At 39.3% G+C, this 15,420-nt stretch carries 16 protein-coding genes; all 16 read left to right on the forward strand.

The window, feature by feature from the left end:
• A partial coding sequence (locus HMPREF3249_RS01715) for an antigen I/II family LPXTG-anchored adhesin (RefSeq protein ID WP_070867449.1) occupies positions 1-3,331 on the forward strand: 3,331 nt, incomplete at its 5' end.
• Positions 3,332-3,513: 182 nt separating this feature from the next.
• On the forward strand, positions 3,514-4,197 hold the full coding sequence (locus HMPREF3249_RS01720) for a CHAP domain-containing protein (RefSeq protein WP_003028465.1): 684 nt from the start codon (positions 3,514-3,516) through the stop codon (positions 4,195-4,197).
• Between the two features lie 150 nt (positions 4,198-4,347).
• Entirely contained in the window at positions 4,348-4,878 is a 531-nt protein-coding gene (locus HMPREF3249_RS01725; RefSeq protein ID WP_059221234.1) for an FUSC family protein, read from the forward strand.
• Between the two features lie 76 nt (positions 4,879-4,954).
• Entirely contained in the window at positions 4,955-5,314 is a 360-nt protein-coding gene (locus HMPREF3249_RS01730; protein ID WP_003028467.1) for a MerR family transcriptional regulator, read from the forward strand.
• 39 nt (positions 5,315-5,353) lie between these two features.
• Entirely contained in the window at positions 5,354-6,700 is a 1,347-nt protein-coding gene (glnA, locus tag HMPREF3249_RS01735) for a type I glutamate--ammonia ligase (protein ID WP_022525292.1), read from the forward strand.
• Between the two features lie 184 nt (positions 6,701-6,884).
• The gene (locus HMPREF3249_RS01740; protein ID WP_022525291.1) at positions 6,885-7,250 is read left to right on the forward strand and encodes a DUF1033 family protein; all 366 of its coding nucleotides are present in this window, start codon (positions 6,885-6,887) and stop codon (positions 7,248-7,250) included.
• 69 nt (positions 7,251-7,319) lie between these two features.
• Positions 7,320-8,261, forward strand: coding sequence for a competence type IV pilus ATPase ComGA (gene comGA / locus HMPREF3249_RS01745; protein WP_003028470.1), 942 nt, complete (start codon positions 7,320-7,322; stop codon positions 8,259-8,261).
• Entirely contained in the window at positions 8,203-9,225 is a 1,023-nt protein-coding gene (gene comGB, locus HMPREF3249_RS01750; protein ID WP_180363191.1) for a competence type IV pilus assembly protein ComGB, read from the forward strand. The genes comGA and comGB overlap by 59 nt, the downstream gene beginning before the upstream one ends.
• On the forward strand, positions 9,222-9,539 hold the full coding sequence (gene comGC / locus HMPREF3249_RS01755; RefSeq protein ID WP_003028473.1) for a competence type IV pilus major pilin ComGC: 318 nt from the start codon (positions 9,222-9,224) through the stop codon (positions 9,537-9,539). Before comGB ends, comGC begins: the two co-directional genes overlap by 4 nt.
• Entirely contained in the window at positions 9,499-9,927 is a 429-nt protein-coding gene (comGD, locus tag HMPREF3249_RS01760; protein ID WP_037582611.1) for a competence type IV pilus minor pilin ComGD, read from the forward strand. Before comGC ends, comGD begins: the two co-directional genes overlap by 41 nt.
• A complete protein-coding gene (gene comGE, locus HMPREF3249_RS01765) occupies positions 9,899-10,192 on the forward strand; it encodes a competence type IV pilus minor pilin ComGE (RefSeq protein ID WP_003028475.1) in 294 nt (97 codons plus the stop codon). The genes comGD and comGE overlap by 29 nt, the downstream gene beginning before the upstream one ends.
• Positions 10,176-10,613, forward strand: coding sequence for a competence type IV pilus minor pilin ComGF (comGF, locus tag HMPREF3249_RS01770; protein ID WP_003028476.1), 438 nt, complete (start codon positions 10,176-10,178; stop codon positions 10,611-10,613). Before comGE ends, comGF begins: the two co-directional genes overlap by 17 nt.
• The gene (gene comGG / locus HMPREF3249_RS01775; protein ID WP_003028477.1) at positions 10,594-10,920 is read left to right on the forward strand and encodes a competence type IV pilus minor pilin ComGG; all 327 of its coding nucleotides are present in this window, start codon (positions 10,594-10,596) and stop codon (positions 10,918-10,920) included. Before comGF ends, comGG begins: the two co-directional genes overlap by 20 nt.
• 67 nt (positions 10,921-10,987) lie before the next feature.
• Positions 10,988-11,941 (forward strand): class I SAM-dependent methyltransferase, encoded by a 954-nt coding sequence (locus tag HMPREF3249_RS01780; protein ID WP_059221232.1) that lies wholly within the window; start codon positions 10,988-10,990, stop codon positions 11,939-11,941.
• A 46-nt stretch (positions 11,942-11,987) separates the two neighbouring features.
• A complete protein-coding gene (locus HMPREF3249_RS01785) occupies positions 11,988-13,187 on the forward strand; it encodes an acetate kinase (RefSeq protein ID WP_059221230.1) in 1,200 nt (399 codons plus the stop codon).
• Positions 13,188-13,573: 386 nt separating this feature from the next.
• A complete protein-coding gene (gene glmS / locus HMPREF3249_RS01790; RefSeq protein WP_049533317.1) occupies positions 13,574-15,388 on the forward strand; it encodes a glutamine--fructose-6-phosphate transaminase (isomerizing) in 1,815 nt (604 codons plus the stop codon).
• Positions 15,389-15,420 lie beyond the last annotated feature (32 nt).

Here is a 15,420-nt window from a genome sequence, read left to right on the forward strand (position 1 = left end):
TTATGAAGCTAAATTAGCTCAATACCAAGCGGATCTTGCTAAATATCAAAAAGATCTAGCTGAATATCCAAGCAAGCTCAAAGCCTATGAAGATGAACAGGCAGCTATTAAGGCAGCGCTAGCTGAACTAGAAAAACATAAAAATGAAGATGGGAACTTAACTGAACCTTCTGCTCAAAGCTTGGTCTACGATCTTGAACCAAATGCAAATCTATCTTTGACAACAAATGGGAAGTTCCTTAAGGCTTCTGCTGTGGATGATGCATTTAGCAAAAGTACGTCAAAAGGAAAATATGATCAAAAGATCCTGCAGTTAGATGATTTAGATATAAGCAACTTAGAGCAGGTTGATGATGTGGCTTCATCTATGGAACTTTATGGTAATTTTGGCACTAAAGCAGGTTGGACTACAACAGTCAGCAGTTCTGGTGTGGCAAAGTGGGGTTCTGTACTCTTAGAGCGCGGTCAAAGTGCTACGGCAACCTATACTAATCTTCAAAATTCCTACTATAATGGTAAAAAGATTTCTAAAATTGTTTACAAGTATACAGTAGACCCTGAATCAAAATTTAAGGGTCAAAAGGTTTGGTTAGGTATTTTCACTGATCCAACTTTAGGTGTTTTTGCTTCCGCTTATACTGGTCAGGTAGAGCAAAATACTTCCATCTTCATTAAAAATGAATTTACTTTTTATGACGAAGAGGGAAATCCGATCAACTTTGACAATGCCCTGCTATCAGTAGCTTCTCTTAATCGTGAACATAATTCTATTGAAATGGCTAAAGATTATACAGGTAAATTCGTTAAAATTTCAGGGTCATCCATTGGTGAGAAAAATGGTATGATTTATGCAACGGATACCCTAAACTTTAAACAGGGTGAAGGCGGTGCCCGTTGGACTATGTATAAGAACAGTCAATCAGGTTCTGGTTGGGATACTTCAGATGCCCCTAACTCCTGGTATGGTGCAGGTGCTATTAAGATGTCTGGGTCTAATAACAAAGTTACAGTAGGTGCAACCTCCGCAACAAATGTAATGTCCGTTTCTGAAATGCCTAAAGTCAACGGAAAAGACAATACAGAAGGGAAAAAACCAAATATTTGGTACTCCCTCAATGGTAAGATTCGTGCGGTTAATGTTCCTAAGGTGACCAAGGAAAAACCAACACCACCGGTGGAACCAACATCTCCCGCTCAACCAACCTATGAGACCGAAAAACCATTAGAGCCGGCTCCAGTAGCTCCGACTTATGAAGCAAAGCCAACACCGCCAACCAGAACTCCGGACAAGGAAGAGCCCAATAAGCCGACAGAGCCGACTTATGAGACCGAAAAACCATTAGAGCCAGATCCAGTAGCTCCGACCTATGAAGCAAAGCCAACACCGCCAACCAGAACTCCGGATCAGGAAGAGCCCAATAAGCCGACAGAACCAACTTATGAGACTGAAAAACCATTAGAGCCGGCTCCTGTTGCGCCAAGCTATGAGGCAGAGCCAACACCGCCAACCCCAACACCAGATCAACCGGAACCAAACAAACCTGCTGAACCAACTTATGAGGTGTTACCAACGCTACCAGCAGATCCTGTCTATAAGAAGACGCCTCCGACTCCTGCTGTACCGACTGTTCACTACCATTACTTTAAGTTAGCCGTACAGCCACAAGTCAATAAAGAAATCAAAAATAATAATGATGTAGATATTGATAAAACCTTAGTGGCGAAACAATCGACTGTTAAATTTCAATTGAAGACGGCTGATCTACCAGCTGGACGGGATAAGACGACTTCCTTTGTTTTAGTCGATCCATTACCCTCTGGCTATCAATTGGATCTTGAGGCAACGAAAGTAGCTAGTCCTGGCTTTGATGTTAGCTATGATTCAGCGACGAATACAGTTACCTTCAAAGCAACTGCACAAACTTTGGCTGCTTTTAATGCGGATCTGACCAAGTCAGTAGCAACGGTTTATCCGATTGTAGTGGGACAAGTCCTTAATGATGGTGCAACTTATAAGAATAACTTCACGCTAACAGTCAATGATGCTTATGGAATTAAATCCAATATCGTTCGTGTGACAACACCGGGCAAACCAAACGATCCGGATAATCCAAGTAACAACTACATCAAACCAAGTAAAGTAAACAAGAACAAAGACGGTGTGGTGATTGATGGGAAGACTGTTCTTGCAGGATCAACTAATTATTATGAGCTGACTTGGGATTTGGATCAATACAAAGGAGACAAATCGTCAGCGGATACCATTCAAAAAGGGTTCTATTATGTTGATGATTATCCAGAAGAAGCACTGGATTTACGTCAGGATTTAGTGGCGATGAAAGATGCTAATGGAAATCCTGTAACAGGTGTCAGCGTCGCTCATTATAAGAGTGTGGAGACTGCACCTCAAGCAGTTAAAGATATGCTTACCAAAGCCCGTATTCATCCTAAAGGTGCTTTCCAAGTCTTTACGGCAGATGATCCACAAGCGTTTTATGATACTTATGTTAAAACAGGCATCAATTTGACGCTTGTCTCTCCAATGGTGGTGAAAGCACAAATGGGTCAAACAGGTGGCAGCTATGAAAACCGAGCTTACCAAATTGACTTTGGTAATGGTTATGAATCCAATATTGTCACGAATAATGTTCCTAAAATTGATCCTAAAAAGGATGTCACTTTAACATTGGATCCCGCAGACACCAACAATGTGGATGGTCAAACACTTCCGTTAAATACAGTCTTTAATTACCGTTTAATCGGTGGTATCATTCCTTCAAATCATTCAGAAGAGCTCTTTGAATACAGTTTCTCTGATGATTATGATCAAACAGGCGATCAATATACTGGTCAGTATAAGGTCTTTGCCAAGGTTGATATGACTCTTAAAGATGGAACAGTTATCAAATCAGGTGATGATTTAACGAAGTATACGGAAGCAGAAGTTGATTCAGTTAAAGGAATCATTACGATTAAATTCAAGGAAGATTTCTTACGCTCTGTTTCAGTTGATTCAGCTTTCCAAGCCGAAAGCTATGTCCAAATGAAACGGATTGCAGTTGGTACTTTTGAAAATACCTATGTAAATACGGTTAATGGTGTGACTTACGCATCTAATACAGTTCGTACAACGACACCAAAACCGAAAACTCCAACCCCATCAACCCCATCAACTCCAGCTAAACCGAAGCAGGCACTTCATGCTTTAGCTGTTCCAAGCCTTCCAAGAACAGGAACGAGTGTGAGCTATATGCCTTACTTGGGAGTAGCTGCATTGTTAAGTGTTTTAGGCTTAGGACAGTTAAAACGGAAAACAGAGGAGAATGACTAAGTTTTGGTTGGATTGACTTGAGATTTTCCGTTAATTTATGGCTATTTTAATAAGGCTAAAAGATAGATTTTAAGCTTCTGTCTTTTAACCTTATTTTTTGTAATGATTTCAAAATATAGGATTAAAATTTATGCAATAATTATATAGTAATATAGGATAGGAAATAGAAAAAGGAGAAGGTTATGAAAGTCAGTCAATTATCTAAGTATCCCCATATAGGCAAGTTTACAGTTGGGCTCTCAGCAGCTGTTTTATTGTTGATAGTAAGTAAAAACACAGCTAAAGCAGATGCCTATACAGTTCAATATGGTGATTCATTTTATGATATTGCGACAAAATTTGGAATGAGTCCCTATGATTTAGCGGCAAAAAATGGAAAAATAATTTACGATACTATCCTTCCTGTAGATACGTTACAAGTAAATGGCCCAACGGCTACTACTGTTAGTCAGACAAATGCAGTAGCACAACCAACTGCTACAAGTGCAGGTCCAAGTTCTGATACAGAGGATGTGGTACTAAATACGCCTACAACAACAGGAAACTCTTATCCAGTTGGTCAATGCGCTTGGGGTGTAAAAACATTGGCACCTTGGGCTAGTAATTGGTGGGGAAATGCAAAAGATTGGGTTGCCAATGCTGCATACTCAGGCTTTCGTATAGGAACAACTCCTCAAGTTGGAGCCATTGCTGTTTGGGATGGCGGTCAATTTGGACATGTAGCCTATGTAACAGCTGTGGCAAATAATCGCGCAATTCAAGTGCTGGAGTCAAATTACAAAGGTCAAAAACAAGTTAACAATTACCGTGGTTGGTTTGACCCTACAATATTTTATGGAAAGGTAACTTATATTTACCCTTATTGATAAACTTTTCCTATACATAGAAATCATTAAATAATGAAAGTGGAATAGTTAGTTGTTCCACTTTTTTTATTGGAAAAATATAATTCCATAAGAAAGTTCATTATCTTTTCTCTAAAATATGTTAGAATAAAGATAAAAGGAAATGCGTGAATGGGTTATTTTAAGAAGTATAAGTTTGATAAGTCGAAATTTAAATTAGGAATGCGAACCTTTAAAACGGGGGTCGCGGTTTTTATTGTTCTGCTTGTCTTTGGGCTTTTTGGCTGGAAAGGGTTACAGATTGGTGCTCTGACAGCTGTTTTCAGTTTGCGCGAAGATTTTGATAAGAGCGTCCATTTTGGAACCTCTCGTATTTTAGGAAATAGTATTGGTGGTTTGTATGCCTTGCTCTTCTTTCTCATCAATAACCTGTTTCATGAGCAGTTTTGGGTGACCTTACTGGTTGTTCCTCTTTGTACGATGTTAACGATTATGACAAATGTCGCTATGAACAACAAAGCGGGAGTGATTGGTGGTGTTTCTGCCATGCTGATTATTACTTTATCTATTCCCACAGGAGAGACAGTTTTGTATGTATTTGCACGTGTCTTTGAGACGTTCATGGGGGTTTTCGTTGCCATGCTGGTCAATTCTGATGTGGATCGCTTGCGGAAAGTATTGAAATTAAAAAACGAAGAATAATGTTAGAAAATATAACATGAGTTCTTGACATAGAAATTTTTTCAGATTATAATAGAGCATGAGAAAGGAATTTGCAATGAAGGAAAAAGAATTTCGTCGCAATATGGCTGTTTTTCCCATTGGTAGCGTTATGAAATTGACGGATTTGACAGCACGTCAGATTCGTTATTATGAAGATCAAGAATTGATCAAGCCTGATCGAAATGAAGGAAATCGCCGCATGTATTCATTAAATGATATGGATCGCTTGTTGGAGATTAAAGATTACATTTCAGAAGGTTACAATATTGCTGCGATTAAGCGAAAATATGCCGAGCGCGAAGCGAAATACAAGAAGCCGGTGAGTGAGAAAGACGTTCGTCGAGCCCTTCATAAAGACATTTTACAACAAGGTCGCTTTGCTTCTTCCCTTCCACCATTTGGTCGTATGCATTGACCAATATCAATTTTTTTTAAATTTCATAAGGAGATACTCATGCCAATTACAGTAGCTGACATTCGTCGCGAAGTGAAAGAAAAAAATGTTACCTTTATCCGTTTGATGTTTTCGGATGTTTTAGGAACGATGAAAAACGTTGAAATTCCAGCGACCGATGAACAGCTGAATAAAGTTTTGTCAAATAAAGTAATGTTTGACGGTTCTTCCATTGAAGGTTTTGTGCGTATCAATGAGTCAGATATGTACCTTTATCCTGACTTGGATACATGGACGGTTTTCCCTTGGGGAGACGAAAACGGAAGTGTCGCAGGACTGATTTGCGATGTCTATACGACGGAAGGAACGCCTTTTAAAGGAGATCCACGTGGAAATTTAAAACGCGCTTTACGTCACATGGAAGAATTAGGATTCAAATCCTTTAATTTAGGTCCTGAGCCAGAATTTTTCTTATTTAAACTCGATGAGAATGGCGATCCAACTCTTGAAGTGAATGATAAGGGTGGGTACTTTGACCTTGCGCCGACTGATCTGGCTGATAATACACGCCGTGAAATCGTCAATGTCCTTACAACGATGGGATTTGAAGTAGAAGCCAGTCATCATGAAGTAGCTATTGGCCAGCATGAAATTGACTTTAAATATGATGAAGTACTTCGTGCCTGTGATAAGATTCAATTGTTCAAACTGGTTGTCAAAACAATTGCTCGTAAGCATGGTCTGTACGCAACGTTTATGGCAAAACCAAAATTTGGTATTGCCGGTTCAGGTATGCACTGTAATATGTCACTCTTTAATCAAGATGGTCAAAATGCATTTTTTGATCCGGAAGATCCAAATGGTATGCAATTATCAGAAACAGCGTACTATTTTCTTGGTGGCTTAATTAAGCATGCTTACAATTATACAGCTATCATGAACCCAACTGTCAATTCTTACAAACGTTTGGTTCCGGGGTATGAAGCTCCTGTGTATATTGCTTGGGCAGGACGAAATCGTTCTCCACTTGTTCGTGTGCCAGCTTCACGCGGTATGGGAACTCGTTTGGAATTGCGCTCTGTTGACCCAATGGCTAACCCTTATATTGCTATGGCGGTTCTTCTTGAAGTTGGACTTCATGGGGTTGAAAATAAAATTGAAGCCCCTGCTCCGATTGAAGAAAATATCTATGTCATGACAGCAGAAGAGCGCAAAGAAGCGGGTATTACAGACCTTCCTTCTACTCTACATAATGCAGTGAAAGCACTGACAGAAGATGAAGTTGTAAAAGCTGCACTTGGGAACCATATTTATACAAGTTTTGTAGAAGCAAAACGCATCGAATGGGCAAGCTATGCCACTTTTGTTTCCCAATGGGAAGTAGACAACTACCTTGATTTGTATTAATAAATTGGGAGCGAGGCTTAGAAAAAGTCTCGTTTTCTTGATGAATGAAAAACGACTAATCAGAATAATGCCACTTTTTTCTACAGTTTTGAGCAAATGGCGAAAAAACTGGTATAATGGAGCATATTTATTGAAAATTATGACATTTTCGGTATAATAAACAGAACAAAGGGAGGTGAAGCAGGTGTATCGTGTTATTGAAATGTATGGCAAAGATGAACCGTGGTGGTTTTTCGACGGCTGGGAAGCTAATATCGTATCAGTACAGCATTTTGATAACTATTATGCTGCTTTAAAATATTATAAACGCCAATGGCTGAAGTTGGCAGATTCTTTTCCTTTCTATAAAAGTCGAAGTGATTTGATGTCTATTTTTTGGGATGCAGGAGATTTGCGTTGGTGCGAGGAATGTGGCGACTCTGTTCAGCAGTATCATTCTCTGGCTCTGTTAGAAAATGATACTGTTATTCCTAAAGAAAAAATGCAGCCGGGCTACAATAAACAAAATAGTGAAGAAGAACATCGTGCCTGCTCTCTAACATTTAAATAATTTGCAAAATGGTGATTTTTTCACCATTTTTTATTTTCTTCTGCGAATAGTATAAAGTGAGGAGGAGATATGGTTCAAAATATTGCACAGGCTATTATTTGCCAAGCTAAGGAAGAACAGGCTCAGGATATTTACGTTGTTCCAAAAGAAAATATGTATGAGCTATACATGCGAATTGGCGATGAACGGCGTTTTATACAACAGTATGCATTTGAAGAGATGGCAGCAGTAATTAGTCATTTCAAGTTTACCGCTGGAATGAATGTCGGCGAAAAACGTAGAAGCCAGTTAGGATCTTGTGATTATCAATATGGTGACAAGCAAACGTCACTACGACTGTCAACAGTAGGGGATTATCGTGGATATGAAAGTCTGGTGATTCGTTTATTACATGATGAAGAGGCAGAGTTGAAGTTTTGGTTTGCTCAAATCCCAGAGTTAAAAGAACGCTTCAAACAGCGAGGGCTTTATCTTTTTTCGGGACCAGTAGGGAGTGGAAAAACAACTCTCATGCACCAACTCGCCCAAGAGCGTTTTGCTGGTCAGCAAATCATGTCCATTGAAGACCCTGTTGAAATCAAGCAGCCTAGCATGTTACAGTTGCAATTAAATGAAGCGATTGGTTTGACTTATGAAAATTTGATTAAACTTTCTCTACGGCACCGACCGGATTTGCTAATCATCGGAGAAATTCGAGATGGGGAGACAGCACGGGCTGTTGTCCGAGCTAGCTTGACAGGAGTGACTGTCTTTTCAACCATTCATGCTAAAAGCGTACGAGGTGTCTATGAACGGTTGTTGGAATTAGGAGTGACAGAAGCCGAGCTGAAAATTGTCTTGCAAGGGATTTGTTACCAACGTTTAATTGCAAAAGGAGGAATAGTGGATTTTGTCAGTGAAAAGTATCAAGAACACGAGCCAATCGACTGGAATAGGCAGATTGATCAGCTTCATGCAGCAGGACATATCAATCTTGAACAAGCAGAAGCGGAAAAAATTATCCACAGTTAAGCAGAAAAAGGTCGTAGAGTTACTGAATAATCTTTTTTCTAGTGGCTTTCATTTGGCAGAAATTATCGACTTTTTGAAGCGAAGTGCCTTGTTAGAAGAAGTCTATGTGGACAGGATGAAAGAGGGGTTGTCAACAGGAAAGCCTTTTTCGGACATCATGGCAAGCTTAGGTTTTTCAGATAATGTAGTAACACAACTTTCGCTGGCAGAATTACACGGAAATCTCTCACTCAGCCTGAGTAAGATTGAGGAATACTTGGAAAATGTCTCAAAAATTAAGAAAAAGTTGGTTGAAGTGGCGACTTATCCCTTTATTTTGTTTGTCTTTTTGATATTCATTATGCTGGGGTTACGTAATTATTTACTCCCGCAACTCGATCGTCAAAATGTAGCAACGCAGATTATCAGTAATTTGCCGCAACTTTTTCTGGGTTCATTAGGAGTAGTCTTTGTTTTGTTAGCGATAGGTTTTTATTGGTTCCAAAAAAACTCAAAAATAACAACATTTGGCTTGTTAGCTCGCCTTCCCTTTTTTGGCGCTTTTATTCAAACGTATTTGACAGCTTATTATGCGAGAGAATGGGGAAATATGATTGGTCAAGGTTTAGAACTTAGTCAGATTTTTCAGATGATGCAAGGACAACGCTCTGCTATATTTCAAGAAATTGGGAAAGATTTAGAAGTTGCACTGCAAAATGGTCAGGAATTTTCGAAAAGGGTTAAAACATACCCATTTTTTAAAAAGGAATTGGGCTTGATGATCGAATACGGCGAAGTGAAGTCTAGATTGGGGCGTGAATTAGAAGTTTATGCTCAAAAAACATGGGAGACATTTTTTAAACGTGTTCACCAAGCGATGAATGTCATCCAACCACTAGTGTTTGTCTTTGTGGCTTTAATGATTGTATTGTTGTATGCAGCCATGTTGCTGCCAATTTATCAAAATATGGAGGTTCAATTATGAAAAAATTAAAAAGTTTGAAGGTTAAAGGTTTTACTTTAGTAGAGATGTTAGTCGTGCTTCTTATCATCAGTGTTTTGATGCTCTTATTTGTACCGAATTTGACCAAGCAAAAAGAAGCGGTGACGGAAAAAGGAAATGCAGCGGTGGTAAAAGTTGTGGAAAGCCAAGCGGAGCTGTTTGAGGTCAATCACACTAATGAAAAAGCGACACTCTCAAAATTAGTCAACGAAGGTACGATTACAGACAAGCAAGCGGCATCTTATAAGGCTTACTATGCGAAACATACAAAAGAAGCTCGTTCCGTTGCAGATTAAGGGATTTACGCTTTTGGAAAGTTTGCTGACTTTATTTATAACGAGTTTCTTATTGCTTGCTGTGTCGGGCTCTGTTCGTTCTTCTTTTGAACAGGTGGAAGAGCAGATTTTCTTTCTGGAGTTTGAGCATTTTTATCGGGAAAGTCAGAAGTTGAGCAGTTCAGCTCAAAGTCAATTGGACATGAATTTTTCTCGCGAGAGGATTTCCAATGGTTACAACCGTTTGGCGGTTCCTCGTTCGATTCAAGCGCCAGAAGATTTGACGCTTCATTTTGATAAGGCAGGTGGTAATTCATCGCTCGGAAAGATTGTCTTTCAGACAAAAAAGCAGACAGTTATGTATCAATTATATCTAGGAAATGGAAAATTTAAGAAAACAATGCGTTAGAGGAACAATTTTATTAGAGGCGCTGCTGGCTTTGGCTGTTTTTGCGACAATTGTGACCCTGTTGTTGGGACAAATTCACCAGTCTCGAAAAGCAGAAAATGACTTGCTTAGAGAAGAAGAAGTTTTAAGGGTAGCTAAAATGGCTTTGCAGACAAAGCAAAGTCATTTGACAATGAACGGTATTGAAGTGCGTGTTGAAACAAGTCAACAAGGTATTCAAATTTATCATGGGAAGGAGCTGATTCTCGGTGTTCAAGGCAAATAAAGTGAAAGCTTTTACCCTTTTAGAGGCTCTGATTGCCTTATTTGTACTCAGCGGAAGTGTGCTGCTTTTTCAGTCAATGACGCGTCTTCTGGCTTTTGAAGTTCAAGCCCGGCAACATAGTGAACAACGAGAATGGCTTTTGTTTGCTGATCAACTAGAAGCAGAGTTGGCTCGTTCTTCATTTGAAAAGGTGGAGAATAATCGTTTATATATGAAACAGGACGGCAAGGTGATTGCATTTGGAAAGTCAAGTGGACGTGATTTTAGAAAAACCAATGCGAATGGGAAAGGTTACCAGCCGATGGTTTATGATGTGAAAAAAGCAGAAATCTCACAGAAAAATGAGCTGATTCATGTCAGACTGACGTTTAGGCGAGGATTAGAAAGGGAGTTTGTCTATCGTGTGGAAACAGAAAGTTAAAGCGGGCATTATGCTCTATGCCCTCTTTATAGCGGCAGTTTTTAGCTTGCTTTTGCAATTTTACCTTCATCGTCAAACTGCTAATCACAGGAATTTCACCCTAAACCGAGAACGAACACAGGCTTATGCAATGGCTCTTCTAGCCAACGAAAATTCTAAGCAAAGAGAATTTGATAAAGGGCATGTCCAAGACCAAAAGGGTGAGAAAGAGCTCATCCTGACAGTAACAATGAAGTCTGGTCGCCGTTATCAATTTTCCTTTCCGACTGAAAAAGTAAAGCAGACGGGTAAAGAATTGAATAAATGATGTGCGTGCAACAGAGTAAACTCGCAAAAAAGGCTAAATTTTGGTATGATAGGGAGCGGAGGATGCTATGAATTTTGAAAAAATTGAACAGGCCTATGCGCTCTTGTTAGAAAATGTCCAAGAAATCCAAAATGAGCTTTTAACGAGCTTTTATGATGCTTTGGTAGAGCAAAATGGCAGCTATCTGGACGGGAATATCGAACTAGATAGTGTTCGACAGAACAATGAAAAACTGAAAGCGTTGAAATTAAACAAAGAAGAATGGCGACGAGCATACCAATTTTTGCTGATGAAAGCGGCTCAAACAGAGCCTTTGCAAGCCAATCATCAATTCACTCCAGATTCTATTGGATTTATCTTAACCTTTCTCATTGATCAATTGAGTAAAAAAGAACACATTGATATTTTAGAAATTGGTAGTGGAATGGGGAATTTAGCTGAGACGATTCTCAATAATACACAAAAAAACGTGGATTATCTAGGGCTGGAATTGGACGATCTGTTAATTGATATATCAGCCAGTATCGCAGATGTGATGGATGCAAAAGTTAGTTTTGTGCAAGGTGATGCGGTGCGCCCGCAAGTATTGAAAGAAAGCGATGTGATTATCAGTGATTTACCAGTTGGCTTTTATCCTGATGATAACATTGCGGCGCGCTATGAAGTGGCTAGTACACAAGAGCATACCTATGCTCATCATCTGTTAATGGAGCAATCGCTCAAGTATCTCAAACCAGATGGCTATGCTATTTTCCTTGCCCCCAATGATTTATTGAGCAGCTCACAAAGTGATTTATTGAAGAAATGGCTACAAAAGCATGCCCAGATAGTTGCGATGATTGCATTGCCAGAAGCACTCTTTGGAAATGCCGCTTATGCCAAGACAATTTTTGTGCTGAAAAAGCAAGAAGAACAAGCTGTTCAACCGTTTGTTTATGCTTTGTCTGATTTGCAAGATCAGAACGATTTATTGGAATTTAGCGAAAAGTTTCAAAATTGGAGCAGAGAAAGTGAAATTTAAACAAGTTTTTGATATAATAAATGAAAACGCTTAAAAGAGGTAATTTATGTCAAAAACAATTTCAATCAATGCCGGAAGTTCTAGTTTAAAATGGCAATTATACGAAATGCCAGCTGAAAAGGTCATTGCCAAAGGACTGATTGAACGGATTGGTCTCAAAGACTCCATTTCAACAGTGAAATTTGGCAGTCGTGCAGAAAAGCAAATTTTGGATATTGATGACCATACGCAAGCTGTAAAAATTTTGTTAGATGACTTGATGCGCTTTGGTATTATCAAATCCTATGAAGAAATCACAGGTGTTGGACATCGTGTCGTTGCAGGTGGTGAATACTTTAAAGAATCTGCACTTGTTGATAGCGAAGAGGTGATTCAAAAAGTAGAAGAATTAGCACTTCTTGCACCACTTCATAACAAAGCAAATGCAGCAGGAATTCGTGCCTTTAAAGAATTGTTGCCGGATATTACAAGTGTTGTTGTATTTGACACATCTTTCCATACAACAATGCCAGAAAAAGCTTATCGTTATCCATTACCGACTAAATATTATACCGAAAATAAAGTGCGTAAATATGGAGCGCATGGTACAAGTCATCAGTATGTTGCCAAGGAAGCAGCAAAGGCGCTTGGAAAGCCACTTGAAGAGTTGAAGCTAATTACTTGCCATATTGGGAATGGTGCTTCCATTACAGCGGTTGATCAAGGAATTTCTGTAGATACTTCAATGGGCTTTACTCCGCTAGGTGGCGTGATGATGGGAACTCGCACAGGGGATATTGATCCGGCGATTATTCCTTATTTGATAGAGCATACAGAAGATTTTGATACACCAGAAGACATCAATTATATTTTAAACAAACAGTCTGGGCTTCTAGGAGTATCTGAAACATCAAGTGATATGCGCGACATTATTGCAGGAATGCATGAAGGCAATCATAATTGTAAACTGGCTTTTGACATTTTTGTTGATCGCATTCAAAAACATATCGGTCAATATTTTGCTGTTTTAAATGGTGCGGATGCGATTATTTTCACAGCTGGCATCGGAGAAAATTCTGATGAGGTGCGCGAAGCTGTTATTTCAGGTCTATCGTGGTTTGGTTGTGATATTTTACCGGAAAAAAATGTACGTGGAGCTGAAGGTATCATCTCAAGTGATGCTGCTAAAGTGAAGGTACTTGTCATTCCTACAGATGAAGAATTAGTTATTGCACGTGATGTTGAGTGCTTCAAAAACCAAAAATAAAACGTTTAATTTACAAGTCATAATATTTAAGAAGAGAAGCTGAGACAGACATTCATGAGCGCCACCCTAATGAATGTCTGTCTCACTCTCTTTCATTTTTGTTTGAAAAAAAGATTGTTGAAGTGATTACCTAATACTCCTGAAACATAAAATGTGGATAAAGATATCTGAATCAACCGTGCAGGTGGGAGAATGAGCTGTTTAAAAGTCTTTTGATTTCCTCTATACTTTCTTTTTGAACTATACCAATTTTCTTGTTGACAAATTCACAATAAAATTATATACTGATTTCGCTTGTTTTGGATAGCTATGATTAGACTATACCAATTTATAAAACGAAGGAGGAGATAGCAGACTTCTGAAAGTTGTTTGCTATAAATAATAGTATGTGTGGAATCGTTGGAGTTGTTGGAAATCGAAATGCAACAGATATTTTAATGCAAGGTCTAGAAAAATTAGAATATCGGGGTTATGATTCGGCTGGGATTTTTGTGACCAATGGGAAAACATCTAGTTTGGTGAAATCAGTTGGTCGCATAGCTGATCTTCGTGCAAAAATCGGGATTGATGTGGCTGGAACTGCTGGTATTGGGCATACACGCTGGGCAACACATGGAAAACCAAGCGAAAGCAATGCGCATCCACATACTTCTCAAACTGGACGCTTTGTTTTGGTGCATAATGGTGTGATTGAAAATTACCTTGACATCAAGAACACTTATCTCGCTGGACATGATTTAAAAGGTCAAACGGATACAGAAATTGCGGTTCACTTGATTGGAAAATTCGTTGAGGAAGAGGATTTATCAGTTCTTGAAGCATTCAAAAAGGCTCTTCATATTATCGAAGGCTCTTATGCTTTTGCTTTGATGGATGCAAAAGATGCAGATACAGTTTATGTTGCCAAAAATAAATCCCCTCTTTTGGTTGGCTTAGGAGAAGGCTACAATATGGTCTGCTCGGATGCTATGGCAATGATCCGTGAAACAAGTGAATTTATGGAAATTCACGACAAAGAATTGGTCATTGTGACAAAAGATGGTGTTCAAGTGCAAGATTATGATGGTAATCCTGTTGAGCGTGAAAGCTACACGGCAGAGCTTGATTTGTCTGACATTGGTAAAGGCACTTATCCTTACTATATGTTGAAGGAGATTGATGAGCAGCCAACTGTGATGCGCAAACTCATTCAAGCTTATACGGCTGAAAATGATAAAGTCTCAGTAGACCCAGCCATTATCCAAGCCGTTCAAGAAGCTGACCGCTTGTATATTTTGGCAGCTGGAACTTCTTATCATGCTGGTTTTGCGACCAAGCGCATGCTAGAAGAATTAACGGATACACCGGTCGAATTGGGAATTTCTTCTGAGTGGGGCTACAGATGGCCATTGCTTAGCAAGAAACCAATGTTTATCTTGATTAGCCAATCTGGCGAAACAGCCGACAGCCGTCAGGTTTTGGTCAAAGCCAATGCTATGGGAATTCCAAGCTTGACTGTAACCAATGTACCGGGTTCAACGTTGTCTCGTGAAGCGACTCACACGATGCTACTTCATGCAGGACCAGAGATTGCGGTTGCTTCTACAAAAGCCTACACAGCACAAATCGCGACTCTTGCATTCCTTGCGAAAGCAGTTGGAAATGCTAATGGCAATGAAAAAGCGAAAACGTTTGATTTAGTGCATGAATTATCCATTGTAGCGCAAGCAATTGAAGCTACACTATCTGAAAAAGACGGTATTGACGACAAAGTGCGTGATTTACTCGCTACAACACGCAATGCTTTCTATATCGGTCGTGGTCAAGATTATTATGTTGCTATGGAAGCTAGTCTAAAGCTAAAAGAAATTTCTTATATTCAGTGTGAAGGATTTGCAGCAGGAGAATTAAAACATGGAACTATTTCCTTGATTGAAGACGGTACGCCAGTATTAGCCTTGATTTCTTCTGACGAGCAATTGGCCAGCCATACTCGTGGAAATGTGTCAGAGGTTGTAGCGCGTGGTGCAAATGTCTTGACCATTGTGGAAGAAAACGTGGCAAAAGAAGGGGACGATATTGTTTTGATGTCTGTTCATCCATATTTATCACCAATTTCTATGGTTGTGCCTACGCAGTTGATTGCTTACTTCGCAACCCTACATCGTGGACTTGATGTGGATAAGCCACGGAACTTGGCTAAATCTGTAACAGTTGAATAATACCTATGAAGAATCATCAAGTGTTGGCTTGG

Source organism: Streptococcus sp. HMSC36C04, from assembly GCF_001839535.1.
GTDB classification, from domain to species: domain Bacteria; phylum Bacillota; class Bacilli; order Lactobacillales; family Streptococcaceae; genus Streptococcus; species Streptococcus hominis.